General features: G+C 58.0%; 16 protein-coding genes. 7 read left to right on the plus strand and 9 right to left on the minus strand.

Annotated features, from left to right (window positions below; genetic code table 11):
• Positions 1 to 11: 11 nt before the first annotated feature.
• The 3 genes from DLM45_RS04485 to DLM45_RS04495 form a co-directional block, all read right to left on the minus strand.
• Positions 12 to 1,310: a PQQ-dependent sugar dehydrogenase gene (locus DLM45_RS04485; protein ID WP_181335798.1), complete on the minus strand. Its 1,299-nt coding sequence runs from the start codon at positions 1,308 to 1,310 to the stop codon at positions 12 to 14.
• 80 nt (positions 1,311 to 1,390) lie between these two features.
• Positions 1,391 to 2,224, minus strand: coding sequence for an oxidoreductase (locus tag DLM45_RS04490; RefSeq protein WP_181335800.1), 834 nt, complete (start codon positions 2,222 to 2,224; stop codon positions 1,391 to 1,393).
• Positions 2,225 to 2,293: 69 nt separating this feature from the next.
• The gene (locus DLM45_RS04495; protein ID WP_181335802.1) at positions 2,294 to 2,884 is read right to left on the minus strand and encodes a TetR family transcriptional regulator; all 591 of its coding nucleotides are present in this window, start codon (positions 2,882 to 2,884) and stop codon (positions 2,294 to 2,296) included.
• Positions 2,885 to 3,420: 536 nt separating this feature from the next.
• On the opposite strand from DLM45_RS04495, the gene DLM45_RS04500 reads away from it, so the two are divergent.
• From DLM45_RS04500 to DLM45_RS04510, 3 genes are all read left to right on the plus strand, one after another.
• Positions 3,421 to 4,347 (plus strand): ABC transporter ATP-binding protein, encoded by a 927-nt coding sequence (locus tag DLM45_RS04500; RefSeq protein WP_181335803.1) that lies wholly within the window; start codon positions 3,421 to 3,423, stop codon positions 4,345 to 4,347.
• A complete protein-coding gene (locus DLM45_RS04505) occupies positions 4,344 to 5,105 on the plus strand; it encodes an ABC transporter permease (RefSeq protein ID WP_181335805.1) in 762 nt (253 codons plus the stop codon). Before DLM45_RS04500 ends, DLM45_RS04505 begins: the two co-directional genes overlap by 4 nt.
• Before the next feature lie 108 nt (positions 5,106 to 5,213).
• Positions 5,214 to 5,573: a winged helix-turn-helix domain-containing protein gene (locus tag DLM45_RS04510; protein WP_181335807.1), complete on the plus strand. Its 360-nt coding sequence runs from the start codon at positions 5,214 to 5,216 to the stop codon at positions 5,571 to 5,573.
• A 17-nt stretch (positions 5,574 to 5,590) separates the two neighbouring features.
• On the opposite strand, the gene modC is transcribed toward DLM45_RS04510, so the two are convergent.
• The 6 genes from modC to DLM45_RS04540 form a co-directional block, all read right to left on the minus strand.
• Positions 5,591 to 6,289 (minus strand): molybdenum ABC transporter ATP-binding protein, encoded by a 699-nt coding sequence (gene modC / locus DLM45_RS04515; protein WP_181335809.1) that lies wholly within the window; start codon positions 6,287 to 6,289, stop codon positions 5,591 to 5,593.
• Positions 6,286 to 6,984, minus strand: a complete 699-nt coding sequence (gene modB, locus DLM45_RS04520; protein ID WP_181335810.1) for a molybdate ABC transporter permease subunit — start codon at positions 6,982 to 6,984, stop codon at positions 6,286 to 6,288. Before modB ends, modC begins: the two co-directional genes overlap by 4 nt.
• A 54-nt stretch (positions 6,985 to 7,038) precedes the next feature.
• Positions 7,039 to 7,845, minus strand: coding sequence for a molybdate ABC transporter substrate-binding protein (gene modA, locus DLM45_RS04525; RefSeq protein ID WP_425485196.1), 807 nt, complete (start codon positions 7,843 to 7,845; stop codon positions 7,039 to 7,041).
• A gap of 175 nt (positions 7,846 to 8,020) precedes the next feature.
• The gene (locus DLM45_RS04530; protein WP_181335811.1) at positions 8,021 to 9,025 is read right to left on the minus strand and encodes a zinc-dependent alcohol dehydrogenase family protein; all 1,005 of its coding nucleotides are present in this window, start codon (positions 9,023 to 9,025) and stop codon (positions 8,021 to 8,023) included.
• A 31-nt stretch (positions 9,026 to 9,056) separates the two neighbouring features.
• On the minus strand, positions 9,057 to 9,473 hold the full coding sequence (locus tag DLM45_RS04535) for a hypothetical protein (RefSeq protein ID WP_181335812.1): 417 nt from the start codon (positions 9,471 to 9,473) through the stop codon (positions 9,057 to 9,059).
• Positions 9,474 to 9,867: 394 nt separating this feature from the next.
• Entirely contained in the window at positions 9,868 to 12,984 is a 3,117-nt protein-coding gene (locus tag DLM45_RS04540; protein ID WP_181335813.1) for a beta strand repeat-containing protein, read from the minus strand.
• 283 nt (positions 12,985 to 13,267) lie between these two features.
• Between DLM45_RS04540 and DLM45_RS04545 the strand changes: the two genes are divergently transcribed.
• From DLM45_RS04545 to DLM45_RS04560, 4 genes are all read left to right on the plus strand, one after another.
• A complete protein-coding gene (locus DLM45_RS04545; RefSeq protein WP_181335814.1) occupies positions 13,268 to 13,888 on the plus strand; it encodes a response regulator transcription factor in 621 nt (206 codons plus the stop codon).
• 91 nt (positions 13,889 to 13,979) lie between these two features.
• The gene (locus tag DLM45_RS04550) at positions 13,980 to 14,258 is read left to right on the plus strand and encodes a hypothetical protein (protein ID WP_181335815.1); all 279 of its coding nucleotides are present in this window, start codon (positions 13,980 to 13,982) and stop codon (positions 14,256 to 14,258) included.
• Positions 14,259 to 14,377: 119 nt separating this feature from the next.
• Positions 14,378 to 14,953, plus strand: coding sequence for a WcaF family extracellular polysaccharide biosynthesis acetyltransferase (locus tag DLM45_RS04555; protein ID WP_181335817.1), 576 nt, complete (start codon positions 14,378 to 14,380; stop codon positions 14,951 to 14,953).
• Positions 14,954 to 15,027: 74 nt separating this feature from the next.
• The gene (locus DLM45_RS04560) at positions 15,028 to 15,852 is read left to right on the plus strand and encodes a YdcF family protein (RefSeq protein WP_181335819.1); all 825 of its coding nucleotides are present in this window, start codon (positions 15,028 to 15,030) and stop codon (positions 15,850 to 15,852) included.
• Positions 15,853 to 15,867: the final 15 nt, after the last annotated feature.

Raw genomic sequence — 15,867 nt, forward strand, 5'->3', positions numbered from 1 at the left:
CTGACGCGAAATCAGTTGCCGTAGGTAATGCGCCAGATGCGCCCGGCCGCGTCATCGCTGACGTAGAGAGCGCCGTCCGGGCCAACCGCGACACCGGCCGGACGGTGGCCGCCCTTGCGAAAGCCGTCGGCGAAGACCTGGTACGGCCCGGATGCTTTCCCATCAGCGAGCGGCTGGAAGACGACGTTAAAGCCCTCCTGCGGACCGGACGAGCGATTCCACGATCCGTGAAAGGCGATGAACGCGCCGTCACGATACGAGGCGGGGAATTGCGCGCCCTTGTAGATTTTCATGTCGTTCGGGCCCCAGTGCGCGGGAAACGCTGCGGTTGCCGTCTGCTTCTCTCCGCAGTCTCCAACCTTCTTCCCGCCGTCGCCGCCGTATTCAGGTGCGAGCACAAGCTTGCCCTGCTCGCCATCGAAGTAGCAATACGGCCAGCCGTAGTCGCCGCCCTTCTGCAATTCGACGAGCACTTCAGCCGGAAGCTCAGATCCCTGTTCGGACGTGTACAGCTTCGGCCAGTTTTGAAAGAGCTGATCGCGGCCATGCTGAGTCGCAAAAATTCTTCCCTTGGAATCGAAATCGATGCCTTCGGCGTTGCGGATGCCGGTCGCGAAGCGATCATCTTCCGAGAACACCTGCTCTGTCTTGTTGGCATCATAGAGCCAGACGCCAGCGTGCCTCTTGAGCTCCTCACACGGATTGATGCCCGGCGAACCTTCGGTGCGATTGTCTTCCTGACATGAATTTGTAGCCGAACCGATATTCACGAACATTCGGCCTTCGGGATCAATCGCGAACGAGCGAACGCGATGGTCACCCTTCATTGGAAGATCTTTAAGGACGATCTCCGGCTCAGTTCGAAGGGCGAAGTCTCCCTGCTTGCGCGGGTAACGCAGAATGCGATCGCCGCTTTCTGCATAGAGCCAATCTTTGTAGACCGCGATGCCCGTTCCGCCTGTGGCCTCGCCGAAGGATTCGTTGAGATCAGCACGACCATCTCCATCGCTATCCTTGAGCGCAAGATAGGCGCCTGAGCCCGGGATTTTCGAGTGGCGGTTGGAAATGTTCACATAGACGGTGCCGTCTTCTGCTACAGTTAAATGACGAGCTGCTCCGACGGAGTCAGCGAAGATCGTGGCGCAAAATCCTTGCGGCACCGTGATCTCCGGATCAGCGGCGCACGCGACTTTCGCAGGTTCTGTCTTCGCAGCGTCATCTTGAGCAAGCGCAACTGCCCCGCACACGCCGAATGACGCAGTCGCAATCACCGCAGCCGCCAGAACGCGGTCTTTTGTTTTCAAAAGCATAATCAATCCTTTTTCGATCGCACAGCAGATATACCGTGCGAGAAGGCAGAAGAATGGAATGGGGAAGCTATTGGCGGCGTTCAAGTGTCGGAAAAATTGGTGGCGGCGGATACCGGCGCCCAGCGCATGATTTCCGACTGTAACGCTCCAAGTTTTGCGCCGACGAAGCGCAAGGCATCCGGACCGAGCAAGAGACGGAGCGGGGGGTCATCTGAATTCACAACGGCAATGATCGCCTCGGCGGCCTTCTGCGGATCGCCAGCCTGACGTCCGTTTCGCTCCGCGAGTGATTTGCGAAATGCCCCGGCCGTTGCTGCATAGTCAGCGATCTGCTCATCGACATGCACCATCGAGCGTCCGGCCCAATCCGTGCGAAACGATCCCGGCGCAACGATCGTTACGTTGATCCCGAGCGGCTTGACCTCTTTCGCAAGCGCTTCGGAAATACCGTCTAGTGCGAACTTGCTGCCGTTATAAATTCCGACGCCTGGAAATGCGGTGAGGCCGCCCATCGACGTGATATTCACGATGTGGCCGCGACGGCGTTTGCGCATGTTCGGCAACGCGGCTTGGATCACGGTGACGGCGCCGAAGACATTGACTTCGAACTGCGCCCGTATCTGGCTAAGAGTGACTTCCTCGATTGCACCCTCAAGGCCGTAACCGGCATTGTTCACCAGCACGTCGATGCCAGAAAACTTCTGCTCGCCTTCTTTGACGCCACGGAGAACGCTTTCAGGATCAGTCACGTCCAGGAGAACCGCGAGTGCGCGACCGGGCGCGAGTTTCTCGAATTCAGCCTTGGCTGCATCGTTGCGCACTGTACCGGTGACGCTGTCTCCCTTTGCGAGAACAGCTTCCGCGAGCGCGCGTCCAAAGCCAGTGCTAACGCCCGTTATGAACCAATTGGCCATTGATCATCTCCGTTAGTATGCAATCAAAAATCGGCTTGAGTGTTCTGAAGCAACATTCGGCAGTCTGGACTAAGCGGGCCAGGCTTGCAGCGCGAAGTCGGCAACCGCCACCAGATCGTCGCGTGACGCACCGCCTGCGGCTTGTACCGACATGCCCTGAGTGACTGTCATCACGAAACGCGCGAGGCCCGCGGGTTCGAGACTCGACGGGAGATCGCCGTCCGCTTTCGCGCGCTCGAAACGTTCGGCCAGCGCTTTTTCTCCTTCGGCACGACGCCGGCAGAGTTCCTGCTTGATGGATTGAGACGCCTCTCCGCACGAGAGCGCACCTTGTACCGCGAGGCATCCGCGCGGATTGTTTGGGTCCGTCAGCGCAATGGCAACGGAGCGGAGCAAGCGATCGACAACCAGCTTCGCTGTCGGCTGCAAAAGTGCTTCCTGCAGCGCTGCGCCAGGTCCTTGCCGCGCATAGCGGTCTAGCGCCAGCCGAAACAGATCTTCCTTGTTTCCGAATGCCGCGTACAGACTTGGGCGGCTGATGCCCATCGCCTCCGTCAACTCCGAAAGCGACGTACCTTCGTAGCCGCGCTCCCAGAAAACATGGAGCGCCTTATCGAGCGCCTCATCTGTATCGAATTCGCGAGGACGGCCTTTTTGCACCGCCAGACTCCGGCTTTTTGTGTTGGTCAGATCAATCGTATACAATTCAGTACTCTTCGATACAAAATAAATGTTGACGCGCGGAGACCGTCCTTCGTATATCTATACTTATTGGTATATAATAGGAGGCCGCGCAGTATGAAAGGCTCGATGAGAGACCCCAAAGCAGCCCTCCGAGGCGTTTTCTGTTGGATTTCCGCACGGCGCGCGAGAAGCGCAGCCTTCCCCAAAGAAGAGGAAACTGACGAGACCATCGATCGCGTGGCGGCCTGCGGACGGAAGGTTGCCGCCTTAGATAACGAGGCCTTTCCTCGGTCGCGGCGTTTGCAGGGGGAGCGGCCCAATTGGCCGGGGCCGAGCCTCGATAATTTCTGAACTAGGCGAGAGAGGTGCGCATTACCTTGGCGACGCTCGTAAATTCGCCCGGTTCCCCGTTGCACTTGCGCGTACCTGAGGGCAGTTGCGTTGACACCGTCCCTCAGGTACCCGATGCGACTCGCGACGCCGATATTTTCACAGAGCAGCCAGGGTCAGATATGTCCGCCGTCATTTCCGTCGCGAACCTTTCGAAGGTTTACGCGTCCGGCTTTCATGCGCTGAAGAACATCAATCTCGACATCCGCCGAGGAGAAATCTTCGCGCTGCTCGGGCCAAACGGCGCGGGCAAGACGACGCTGATCAGCATCATCTGCGGTATCGTCAATAGCAGTTCCGGCAAGATCACCGTCGATGGCATGGATATCGCGCGCGACTATCGGACAGTGCGCTCGATGATCGGCCTCGTGCCGCAGGAACTCTCGACCGATATGTTCGAGACGCCCTGGGCCACGGTGAATTTCAGCCGCGGACTGTTCGGTAAGCCGCGCAATTATGCGTTCGTCGAGAAAGTGCTGCGCGATCTTTCTCTCTGGGAGAAGAAAGACACGAAAATCATCGCGCTCTCGGGCGGTATGAAGCGGCGGCTGCTGATCGCCAAGGCGCTGGCGCATGAACCAAGCATCCTATTCCTCGACGAACCGACTGCCGGGGTCGATGTCGAACTGCGGCGCGAGATGTGGGGCATCGTGAAACGCATGCGCGAATCCGGCGTCACCATCATCTTGACGACGCACTACATCGAAGAAGCGGAAGAGATGGCCGACAGAATCGGCGTGATCGCCAAGGGCGAATTGATCTTGGTGGATGAGAAAGTCGAGCTGATGAGAAAGCTCGGCAAAAAGCAGCTTGGACTACAGTTGCACACACCGCTTTCGGAGATTCCCGATGCGCTTTCGCATTACGCATTGCAGCTTGCGAACGATGGGAACGAGCTGATTTACACCTATGACACGCTGTCGGAGCGCACCGGAATCACGTCTCTTTTGAACGACATGCGCGCCGCTGAGATCGGCTTTAAAGATCTCAGCACGAAGGAAAGTTCTCTTGAGGAAATATTTGTCGATCTCGTGAGGCAGTCGCGATGAATTTGGAAGCCGTTCGCGCGATCTACCTGTTCGAGATGTCCCGCTGGGGACGGACACTGATGCAGAGCATCGTTTCCCCGGTGCTTTCGACGTCGCTCTATTTCATCGTGTTCGGCGCGGCGATCGGCTCGCGCATCGCCCAGATCGAAGGCATCAACTATGGCTCGTTTATCGTGCCGGGTCTGATCATGCTGTCCCTCTTGACGGAGAGCACCTCGAACGCCGCGTTCGGGATCTATTTCCCGCGCTTTACAGGAACGATCTACGAGCACCTCTCGGCGCCGATCTCGCCGTTCGAAATCGTGCTTGGTTATGTCGGCGCGGCGGCGACGAAATCGGTCATTCTCGGATTGATCATCCTCGCAACGGCGAGCATCTTCGTTGACATCCGAATTGCGCACCCGTTCTGGATGTTTGGATTTCTCGTCCTGACGGCGGTGACCTTCAGCATGTTCGGCTTCATCATCGGCGTTTGGGCTGATGGCTTCGAACGGTTGCAGATCGTTCCAATGCTGATCATTACGCCGCTGACGTTTCTGGGCGGCACGTTTTACTCGATCAAGATGCTGCCGCCGGACTGGCAAACCGTCGCGTTGTTCAACCCGATCGTCTATCTCATCAGCGCATTCCGCTGGAGCTTTTTCGAGATTTCGGATGTCGATGTAAGCGTAAGCTTGGCAATTATCGTGGGATTTTTGGTAGTTTGCATGACTGTAATTTGGTGGATATTCAAGACAGGGTATCGCCTCAAGGCTTGAGGTGAAGCTGGCATCCCGGCATTCACAAGCCCCTGTGACCGGCACTATATGTTACTGACCGCTGACGCGAGTCGCGGTTCGGATCGTAAAACGTCAGGACGGCCAAGCATGACTGTGATCAGGATTCGTATCGACTTCGACAAAGAGCGGTATATCGGGCATGGCCGAATTCAGCTGCTTGAACTGATCGGCGAACACGGGTCCATCTCAGCCGCGGCGAAGGCGATGGATATGTCCTACAAACGCGCTTGGTATCTGATGGACGAATTCAGCGCGATTTTTTCCGAGCCGTTGATTGAGCGCCAGCATGGCGGCAAGGGCGGCGGCGCTGCGCGGCTGACGCCATTCGGTGCGGAAATCATTCAACAGTATCGCGAGATGGAAGCGAAGGCGTTGAGTACTTTTTCGAAGCCGCTGGCGTCGATCGAAAAGCACCTCGTCAAGCCGCAGAAGACCGCGCGGAAGTAGCTGCCGCCCGACGCTCTCTAGGCGCCGAGAATCTCAGGCACGCTTCCTGACGACTCCACCTCACCTTGCTCGACCTTCACGACGCGAGACGCGAGACGCCGAACTTCGTCTCGCGTGTGCGTGACGTAAACGATCGGAACGCGAAACTCATCGCGTATGTGCTCGATCAGGGTCATGATTTCCTGCCGCAGCTTGTCATCAAGCCCCGCGAGCGGTTCGTCCATCAACAGCAGTTGCGGAGACGACAGCAGCGCCCTAGCCAGCGCAACGCGCTGGCGTTCGCCTCCGGAGAGGGTGGCGGGCCGCCGCTTCAGCAGGGGAAGAATGCCAAGTGTATCGGCCACGACATCGAACGACGCGATCGATTGCGATGCTCGGCGAAACCAGCGGCCGAACTTCATATTCTGTTCGACCGTCAGATGAGGAAACAGCTGCGCGTCCTGGAACACAAAACCGATCCGGCGTTTGTGCGGCGGCAGGAAAATTCGCTTCTGCGTATCGGTGAGCGTTTCACCATTTAGGACGACGTGTCCGCGTTCGGGCCGCAGGACGCCCGCAATGACGTTCAGCAACGTCGATTTTCCAGACCCCGATGGACCGAACAACGCGGTAATGCCGGGCCCGGCATCGAACGCGGCGGCGAGTTTGAATGCGCCGCGTGAGAGATGTGCGTCCACCGACAGAATGGGCGCAAGAGCGGGAAATGGCGCTGTCATTCGAATACGGCGATGCGCTTCTGAATACGACGGTTCAGAACTTCGCTCGCGATCAGCGCGAGCATGGCAATCACGATCGAAACGAGAGTCAGGCGCATCGCCTGCTCATCTCCGCCCGGAACCTGCGTGTAGGTGTAGATCGCGGAGGGAATGGTTTGGGTTTCTCCGGGAATGTTCGACACGAACGTGATCGTTGCTCCAAATTCGCCGAGCGCCTTGGCGAAACAGAGAATGGCCCCGACCAAAACACCAGGCAAGGCGAGCGGTAGCGTTACCAGGGCGAATGTCCAGGCGCGATTGGCGCCGAGCGTTCCGGCCGCGGTCTCCAGCCTGCGGTCAATCGCTTCAAAGGAGAGCCGGATCGCGCGCAGCATCAACGGAAAACCCATGATCCCGCAGGCTAGCGCTGCACCTGTCCAACGAAACGCGAAAGTTATGCCGAAGGTATTGTAGAGCGCCTCACCGACAGCCCCCTTCTTTCCGAACGTCAACAGGAGCAAGTATCCCGTTACGACGGGTGGCAGAACGAGGGGGAGATGCAGCACGCCGTCGAGGATCGATTTTCCGGGAAAGCGCCAACGAGCGAGAACGTAGGCAGCGAAGATCGCAAACGGGACTGCGCATAGCGTGGCGACCGTCGCAACCCGGAGGCTGAGAAAGATCGCTGTCCACTCATCGGCAGAAAATCCAAACACGATATTCGATCCGCTTCATTCACGCCGCCCGCTACGCGCCATTGCGGGGGGCCGCTACTTTAGAATGGTGAACCCCTGGCCCTTGAAGACCGCCTGTCCTTCAGGGGTTTTCAGGAACCCGATGAAGGCCTCGGCTGCAGCGGGATCCTTGCTGCCTGCTGTTACAGCGATGGGATAAATGATCGGCGCGTGGCTGTCTTCCGGAAAGACGTCGACGATTTTGACCTTTGGCTCCGCGGCTGCATCCGTTTCATAGACGATGCCAAACGGCGCTTCGCCCTGAGCAACGAGCGCCAGAGCTGCGCGGACATTTTCCGCCTGAGCGACTTTTGGCTCGACTGCGGCCCAGGCGCCAAGTTTCGTTAGCGCTGCCAAACCGTACTTGCCCGCAGGAACCGATTTGACGTTCGCCATCGCGAGTTTTCCATCTCCGAGGGCCGCGGCGAGATCGAAGCCGTTTTCGATTTTTCGATTTGCGCTGCTCGACTTGGGCGCGATGAGCACCAAGCGATTGCCCAGGAGATTGAGGCGTGTGCTGTCCTTTATCAACTTCGCCTTGTCGACGTAGTCCATCCAATCGAGATCAGCAGAAATGAAAATATCGGCGGGTGCGCCCTGCTCGATCTGTTTTGCGAGTGCGGATGATGCCGCATAGGAAACGACGATCTTATTGCCCGTGCTCTTGGTATAAGCGGCCGCGGCTTCATCAAGCGCCGTCTTGAGACTGGCGGCGGCAAAGATCGTAGTCGTCGTGGTTTCTGTTTTCTGAGCGGAAACGGGGTGCGAAAGTACACCGGCAAGCATCAGAAACGCGACGACAAACGTCGCCGAAACGCGTGGCGCGCTGAACAGTGACAGCATGAGCAGCCGGTCCTTTGTGTGGTGCAATATAGCCGTCAGAATATATAGGTGATGGACGTTTGCAAGATCCGTCCCTAGGCATGGTTTCGGCAACGGACGCGACAGAATGGCAGGCGCGAGGGGCTAGCCTCGCGCTCATCATCCATTTTTCGAGTTATGCGGTCGGCCTCGGCGCTTAGTCCGCTTTCAGCACAATCTTTCCGAAATGTGCACCGCTTTCCATGTGTTTGAGAGCGGCGGGCAGCTCCGCAAAGGGAAAGACACGATCGACGACCGGGCGCATTCCAGAGTCGGTGATGGCGGCGTTCATCGCTTCGAACATGGCGCGACTGCCGACATAAATGCCCTGCACCTTGATATTTTTCATCAGGATCGGGATCGTATTGACGGCGCCGCCACTCAGCACTCCGATGAGAGCGATGTGACCGCCGATGCGCACCGCTTCGAACGATTGGCCAAGCGTACCGGCTCCGCCCACCTCGACGACGTGATCGACTCCCTTGCCGTCCGTCAGGTCCCGGACTTTCGCCCCCCAATTCGGTGTCGCCTTATAGTTGATCGTCTCCGCGGCACCGAGTTCGCGTAGACGTTCGAGCTTCGTGTCGCTGCTCGACGTTGCGATGACACGCGCACCGTGCATGCGCGCGAGCTGCAGAGCGAAAATCGACACGCCGCCAGAGCCCATGACGAGAACGGTCTCGCCCGCAGCGAGCCTGCCCGACGTGACCAGTCCGTGCCATGCCGTGACCGCCGCGCAGGGAAGCGTGGCGGCCTCCTCATCGCTCAGATGCTCCGGCACTTTCACGACGCCTTCCTCGTCGAGAACGACATACTCTGCTGCCAGCCCAGGAAGCTCGCCACCCAGAGCGCTCGCGGATTTATCCATCGACGGTTCGCCTTCGATCCATCGCTGCATGAAGGCTCCAGCGACGCGATCTCCGGTCTTGACGCGCTTGACGCCTTCGCCCGTCGCTACGATCTCGCCAACACCGTCAGACAGGATCTGGAACGGGAATTTCAGCTTGGGCGCGTAGACGCCACGCACAACCAGATAATCGCGGTAGTTGAGCGACCATGCGCGCATCTTGATGAGAACTTGTCCGCGCCCCGGTTTGACGTCCGGAACTTCGACTTGCGTTAGACCGTCGATACCGAACTTTGTGAGATGAAATGCCTTCATTGCCGTGGGCTCCAAGATTGCGATCATGCAGTTAAGGGGTGGATGTTCTGGTTTTCTTTGACTCGGTCTTCTTCGTTGCAGGCGGCTGGGTTGGCGCTGGCTTAGCGGTCTGCGCGGCGCGAAAATTCACGGCAATTGCGTTCACCTTCCAGATGCCGGATATCGCCTGGAACGCGAGATCGAACACAACTACATTCGTCCCAACGTCGAATGTTCCGGCCACGCGCAACATTCCGTTTTGATCGACGAACGGTTGCCGCGAAAGCGTCGGCAGCGCCAGCACGATAGGCGCCATATCACCACCACTCGCGCGCAAGCCTGCAAATGCCGCACTCAGGCTTTCGGCGGAGTTGATGTCGCGAAATGACGGCGCTGCCAGATCGCGCAGAACTGAGTAATTGCCGGTCACGTTAGCCTGCTGCAACGCCACCAAGGTGGTTCGGATCATAATTAAAAGATTTCTCGGCGACGGCACTCCGAGAGCTGCTGGCGGACGCTGTAGTGCGCCTACGTTTCTGTCTGCGGAAGGCGCCGGGGCTTGCGGCGCCGGCTTTTTTTCCGCTGCTGCGGCGGCGTGCAACGAAATCGCACTCGCTGACACGCAGACAAGCGATATGATTGCCAAGCACGCGTTGCCGCGGCGACGGCGCGAAACTCTTTTCGCTTCTCTGCTTGATTTCGCAATCATCTGCCGGCGCTGTTCGCACACTCCGAACTTCGGCGGCGATTAGAGCACGAACCTGACCTGCTCGGCTATGTGCCTTGTGGGCAACCCGAATTGCAGTGGGCGCCGCTCCGGTTTCCCGATGCAGCGCCCATTTCGGAGCGAATACGCAGCTCCACTATCTGAATGTTATCTGCGCGCCCACTCGACCGCCGACGACGCTGCTGCCGCGGCCGTTATCCATGCCGACACCGACACCGCCTGACACCGCCACGCGGTCGCCATCAAAGAAAACGTTATGAGCGATCACGCCCTGCGCCGCGACGGACACCGCCTGCGCGCCTTCATAGAAGCCGCCATTCACAGCGATACCGAAACGTTCGCCGTCAACGAGGTCTGGATTGACCATCGATATTGCAAGAGCAATACCGGACTGTGCTTCGTCGAGGGATTTGAATATCGATCCGCCGTCCGTTGCCAGATGCCCGCTTTGATCTGACGTAACAACCTCGAGCGGTCCGTCCGTCTGGCGCGCCTTGCTCAAGCCGGACGTGATGCCGGGCGTGGTGTACGTATCGTTGCGCGTTCCGAACACCATTTCGTTCGGCCTATCGACAATGGCTCCCGCGCCGATGGCCGACGAATGCTGCGCACCGGCCGTAACGGTCGCGTTGTTGCCAATGGCCGTTCCTTGATCCGAGTAAACCTTTGCGCCTTGACCGTATGCCGCGTCGCCCGGTCCGGCCGCGAACGAATTGTTGCCAATCGCGACGGCTCCTGTGCCGCCTGCTCCTGCGGAGGCGTTCGTCCCGATCGCGATTGAATCGTCGGATACAGCGTAAGCGCTGCTTCCGATCGCTGTCGTTCGGTTTGCCGTGACGCCGTTACCCGAATTTGTTCCGAACGAGATATTATCGTCGCCCGTCACGCCATTCCCGGATGCGTAGCCGCTGGCGATGTTGTTCGCACCCGTTACGCCATTGCCGGTTGCGTAGCCGCTTGCTTGATTATTGAAGCCGGTAACGCCGTTCCCGGAAGCGGAGCCAGACGCCTGATTTCCGTAGCCCGATACGCCATTGCCCGAGGCATACCCAGATCCCTGATTGAACTCTCCGTTGACGTCATTACCGACGACCGTTCCGAGCGCAATGTTTCCGCTGCCGTTCACGGCGTTTCCTGAATCGTCTCCGACAACTGTGTTGGAGTCGCCAGCTACTTCATTGCCGGACCCATCGCCGATCGCTTTGTTGCTATTGCCGCTGACGTCGTTTCCGGAACCGGCACCGCTCGCCTGATTGTTGTTTCCGGCAATCGCGTTGCCCGAGTTCGTGCCTGCGGCAGCATTATTGAAGCCCGAGACAGCATTGCCGGAGAATGCGCCGCTTGCCCGGTTATACGAGCCTTGGACGAGATTGCCCGAGAGGAAGCCGGACGCCTGATTGCTTAAACCATTGACCAGATTGCCGACGCCCGTCCCCATGCCGACGTTGCCGTCACCGAATACGACATTGCCTGAGCCGGTGCCGTGCACCTGGTTGTCCGATCCAAACACGATGTTGCCGGAGCCATCGCCGTCGGCAGTGTTGCGGTCTCCCTGCACAATATTGCCTGAGAGAGTTCCGGTCGCGTTATTGTCATTCCCGTTGACGAGATTGCCGCTCATGAACGCGTTGGCGCTGTTGCGATCGCCCTGCACAACGTTACCGGACAAATCGCCGATCACCTTATTGTTCGAACCCGAAACGACATTGCCGGACCCGTCACCAATCGCTTTGTTGCTGTCACCTTCCACGAAGTTGCCCGAGCCGACACCGCTCGCCTGATTGGCGTTGCCAGCGACGGCGTTACCTGAGAACGCCCCGCTTGCTTGATTGAATGAACCGTCAACGCCATTGCCCGTGGTGAAGCCAGCGGCGGAGTTGAAGCTTCCGTTGACGAGGTTGCCTGACAGCAGGCCCGACGCCTGGTTGCCTGACCCAAAAACCAGATTGCCGACGCCGGTCCCCATGCCGACGTTGCCGTTGCCGATTACAACATTGCCTGAACCGGTGCCATGCACCTGGTTGTCCGATCCAAACACGATGTTGCCGGACCCATCGCCGTCAGCAGTGTTGCGATCTCCCTGCACGACGTTACCGGAGAGCGTGCCGATGGCATTGTTGTCATCGCCATCAACGAAATTTCCGCTCATGAAGGCGTTTGCACTGTTGCGATCGCCGGATATGACGTTGCCGGACAGATCGCCGACGACCTTATTGTTCGAACCCGTAATGTCATTTCCGGACCCGTCGCCGGTCGCCTTATTGCTGTTGCCGTTCACACCGTTGCCCGAGCCGACGCCGCTTACCTGGTTGGCATCTCCGGAAACGAGATTGCCGGACAATGCTCCGCTTGCCTGATTGAATGACCCAACAACCTCATTGCCCGTCACGAGGCCGGATGCCGAGTTGAAGCTGCCAGTAACGGAGTTGCCAGACACGAAGCCAACAGCGCTATTTGCATCGCCGGTAACGTCGTTCCCGGAGAGGTCGCCGACTACAGAGTTGCCGGAGCCGTTGACCCCGTTCCCCGATCCGTTGCCGAAGACTTTGTTGAAGCTTGCTCCGTTGGCGTAGCTATTGCCTGACGCGGATCCAATCACGGTGTTGTTGGTGACGTTATTCCCTGCGAGATTTCCTGATCCATTTCCGAGAATGGTGTTGTCGGTGAAATTATTTCCATTTCCACTACCGGACAGTGATCCAAAAACTGTGTTGTTCGAAAAGTTCTGTCCGTTCTTCGATCCTGAGAGACTGCCAAAAATCGTATTGTTTTTGATATCTCCTGCGTTCAGGCTTCCGGAGCCGCTGCCGACGATGAAATTGTCGGAGACAGTGGACGACGCGTTTAAGCCGTTGGAGCTGCCGGAGCCATCGCCCCAAATGAAGTTGTTCGTAACGGTGGCGTCTGCGTTGCCACTGGTGTGGGAGCCATTGAGGCTTCCGGAGGCGTTGCCCCATATCAGGTTGTTCGACACAACCGCCTGACCGTTGCCATCGAGGCTTGCGCCGTTGCCAGAGCCCGAGAGCATTCCATTGATGATGTTGCTACTGACCGTGGCCTTCCCGTTCACTGTACCGCCAGAACCAACGGAATCCGTTCCGGTGCCGTTTGCGCTCGCGGAGCCATCACCAATGACGATGTTGTTCAGCACGTCTGCGGTGCCGATGGCGTGACTACCTCCCGCAGTAGGCGTGTTCGTGGCTGCACCGTTCAGTGAGCCTGTTCCAGCGCCGATGAAAGTGTTGTTCTTCACATTCGCATTGGCGGAATTGGAGCCGAATAAATTTGATGCGGCGCCATTCCCGCTTCCAGAACTCGCGCCAAAAATTGTGTTGTTTGTGATTATTGCACTCGCCGAACCGCTTCCGACGTTTAACCCATTTCCTGCCGCTGAGCCTGCGCCGACCACGTAATTATCGGTAATCGTTGCTGTGCCGCTGGTGGCATTGCCGGAACCTGTGCCTGCCCCGTTCAGCGTATTGTCTTTGCAGCTGCCTGTCCCGTTTCCCGCTCCGGCACCCGCGCCGGAAAGGACGTTGTTATTGGCCGTCGTGCAGTTTGCTGCAGAGGCCGACGGAATTGAGAAGGTTGCGATGAGCGCAACCGTGCTGACGCCCATAAAAAACGACGTCCACGGACTAAAACGCGGTACAAAGTTCATTTTTCTGCCCCGTTACTCAACAAATGTCAGCCTAATCGGCCCACGCATTCCGGGTGCGCCAGTCGTCTTCCCTCGACGCCGAGCGCGTTTTGCTCGGAATATCTGCTCATTTATTTTTTTGTTGGAAAAGCTATTGCAACCAATAGGTGTGCCCATAAGGACACGAAATATTCATAATTTGGGGGTTGCGCCTGATCTCGAGTCGGCGAAACTGTCATATATTTGCTGCATGAGAATATTTATTTGCGCCATGCCGATGGATGACATTTTGAATCCTGCAAAAGCCTCCGTCCTCACGCAGCGGGAGACGCAATGCGTGCAGGCACTGGCGCACGGCCTTTCCAATTCGGAAATCGCGAAGGAATTGCACATCGCTTTACCGACCGTTGCCATGCATCTCAGCAATGCCCGGCATAAGCTTGGAGCCAAGACGCGCGAACATGCCGTGGCGCTCGCCATTGCCGATGGCTTGGTCGCGCCGCCCAGCCAGGATTAGCTCAGAGCGCACTGAAGTTGTGTAAATCCGGACGCGTCACAGTTGCTATATAGTCCTTTTGTGTTAGTTTTTTGCGTCGTTCCGATGTGGGATGAGCGGACGCCGACCGGCCTCGGCTGATGGCCGGATACAGATGCACTGCTGTCTTCTACTCGTTGTTGACCTCATATGCGTTGCTGTCGCCAACGCGTTGGCGATTGGCATCGTGTCCGGCATTGATGCAAATCCTGATGATCTGGCCGTCCTGGCCTTCCATGCGGTTGTGACGATCGCTTTCTGCGCAGCAGCATTCTTTGCTGCAGGGCTCAACAGAACGGTCTGGCGCTTACAGCTTCTTCTCATCTTTTCAGGTTTGATCGGCACATTTTAATCGCGCTTCTGAAGGAAATGGGAACTCTGCCCGATCGCTCTCGCGCCGGTTCTCATTGTCGTCGCTCTAATGGTCGCGTGGCGTGTCGGTTATTCTGTGATCTTCGTCATTTGAGCGGCATGCGGCTCGATCTCTATCGGAGTGGCGCTCTGGATCGCGGACGCGCGCGTTGGGTGGAAGCCGTCTGGCTTATCGTGCAATGGCTCTTTGTTCGATCGGCTATTCCTGGGAGCGCGCATCGGCGTTTGTTGTTGCGTTTGTTCGGAGCGCAGATCGGAACGTCTGTCGTCATCAAGCCGGGACTGCGCGTCAAATTTCCGTGGCGGCTTGAAGTGGGGGATCATACGTGGCTCGGTGAAGACGTCTGGATTGATAATCTCGCGCATGTTCGCATCGGCGCGCACTGTTGCGTCTCGCAGGGGGCGTATCTTTGCACCGGCAGCCACGATTGGGCATCGCCGGAGTTTACACTGCTCGTTCGGCCCATATCTGTTTCGGATCACGTGTGGCTCGCCGCCAAATGCATTGTCGGCCCAGGAGTTTCAGTTGCAGTTGGAAGCATACTGACGTTGGGAAGCGTTGCGACGCGCGACCTAGCGCCTTGGTCGATCTATTCAGGAACTCCCGCGCTCAAAGTGCGCGTGAGGCGCCGAGAAGCGGACACAGAATGCACAACGCAATCCTATTGTCTCTGAACGCGGGCGCATTGCGGGTTCGCGCACGGATATGCAATGTGGCGTCGAGTGGGGTACGCGCATGCGAGGATTGAATGTTTCACGTCATATCGAGGGTTGCGTTCTTCATTGTGCAGCCATCCAACCTCGCGCTGATAAGCCTGCTTGTTGGCCTCGCCCTACTACGTCTTCGACCAAGGACGGGACGCTGGCTTATTGGAGGAGGGCTGACATGGATCATCGTCGCGGGCTTTCTGCCGGTTGGTAATGTTCTGGTTCTCTCTCTCGAGAATCGCTTCGCCGCGCGCCAACCATCGCCGCCGACTTCGGGCGTTACCGGCATAATCATCCTTGGCGGATTTGAGGATGGCTGGGTTACTGCTGGGCGCGGCGGGCTTGGCTTGAACGAAGCTGCCGAGCGACTAACCGAGGCCTTGCGCATCGCTCGAAGTTTGCCGGACGCAAAGGTTGTATTCACCGGCGGCGTCGGTGCTCTGTTTGATCGCGAGCATGGGGGAGATGCCGTCCGGGATTTTCTGGTGGATGCGGGGATATCGCCGGATCGCATTCTGATCGAAACGGAATCGCGTGACACGTATGAGAACGCCGCTTTCACGCGGCGAATGGTGGGCGCATCGCCAAACGACACGTGGCTTCTCGTGACGTCTGCGTATCACATGCCGCGCGCGATGGGTGCGTTTCGGCAGGCGGGCTTCGAGGTGACTGCATTTCCGGTCGATTTTCGAACGCGCGGCTCGGAAGATCTGCTGCGGCCGTTCTCTACGTTTTCGGCTGGCCTCGCGCGGGCGGATCTTGCCGCGAAGGAATGGCTTGGACTCGTAGCCTATTGGGTCACTGGCCGCAGTTCATCGCTGTTTCCTGGACCTGACGATGCCGCTAGCGCGAAGTCGGCGCGCTAGGTATCGATCCGGCAT

This window comes from Hyphomicrobium methylovorum (assembly GCF_013626205.1).
Taxonomy (GTDB): domain Bacteria; phylum Pseudomonadota; class Alphaproteobacteria; order Rhizobiales; family Hyphomicrobiaceae; genus Hyphomicrobium_B; species Hyphomicrobium_B methylovorum.

What these genes read in the sequence shown, in the direction of transcription:
- DLM45_RS04485 (WP_181335798.1), bottom strand. Translation starts at nt 1,310, where the DNA reads ATGCTTTTGAAAACAAAAGACCGCGTTCTGGCGGCTGCGGTGATTGCG.
- DLM45_RS04490 (WP_181335800.1), bottom strand. Translation starts at nt 2,224, where the DNA reads ATGGCCAATTGGTTCATAACGGGCGTTAGCACTGGCTTTGGACGCGCG.
- DLM45_RS04500 (WP_181335803.1), top strand. Translation starts at nt 3,421, where the DNA reads ATGTCCGCCGTCATTTCCGTCGCGAACCTTTCGAAGGTTTACGCGTCC.
- DLM45_RS04505 (WP_181335805.1), top strand. Translation starts at nt 4,344, where the DNA reads ATGAATTTGGAAGCCGTTCGCGCGATCTACCTGTTCGAGATGTCCCGC.
- DLM45_RS04510 (WP_181335807.1), top strand. Translation starts at nt 5,214, where the DNA reads ATGACTGTGATCAGGATTCGTATCGACTTCGACAAAGAGCGGTATATC.
- modC (WP_181335809.1), bottom strand. Translation starts at nt 6,289, where the DNA reads ATGACAGCGCCATTTCCCGCTCTTGCGCCCATTCTGTCGGTGGACGCA.
- modA (WP_425485196.1), bottom strand. Translation starts at nt 7,845, where the DNA reads ATGCTGTCACTGTTCAGCGCGCCACGCGTTTCGGCGACGTTTGTCGTC.
- DLM45_RS04530 (WP_181335811.1), bottom strand. Translation starts at nt 9,025, where the DNA reads ATGAAGGCATTTCATCTCACAAAGTTCGGTATCGACGGTCTAACGCAA.
- DLM45_RS04535 (WP_181335812.1), bottom strand. Translation starts at nt 9,473, where the DNA reads ATGATCCGAACCACCTTGGTGGCGTTGCAGCAGGCTAACGTGACCGGC.
- DLM45_RS04550 (WP_181335815.1), top strand. Translation starts at nt 13,980, where the DNA reads ATGAGCGGACGCCGACCGGCCTCGGCTGATGGCCGGATACAGATGCAC.
- DLM45_RS04555 (WP_181335817.1), top strand. Translation starts at nt 14,378, where the DNA reads ATGCGGCTCGATCTCTATCGGAGTGGCGCTCTGGATCGCGGACGCGCG.
- DLM45_RS04560 (WP_181335819.1), top strand. Translation starts at nt 15,028, where the DNA reads ATGTTTCACGTCATATCGAGGGTTGCGTTCTTCATTGTGCAGCCATCC.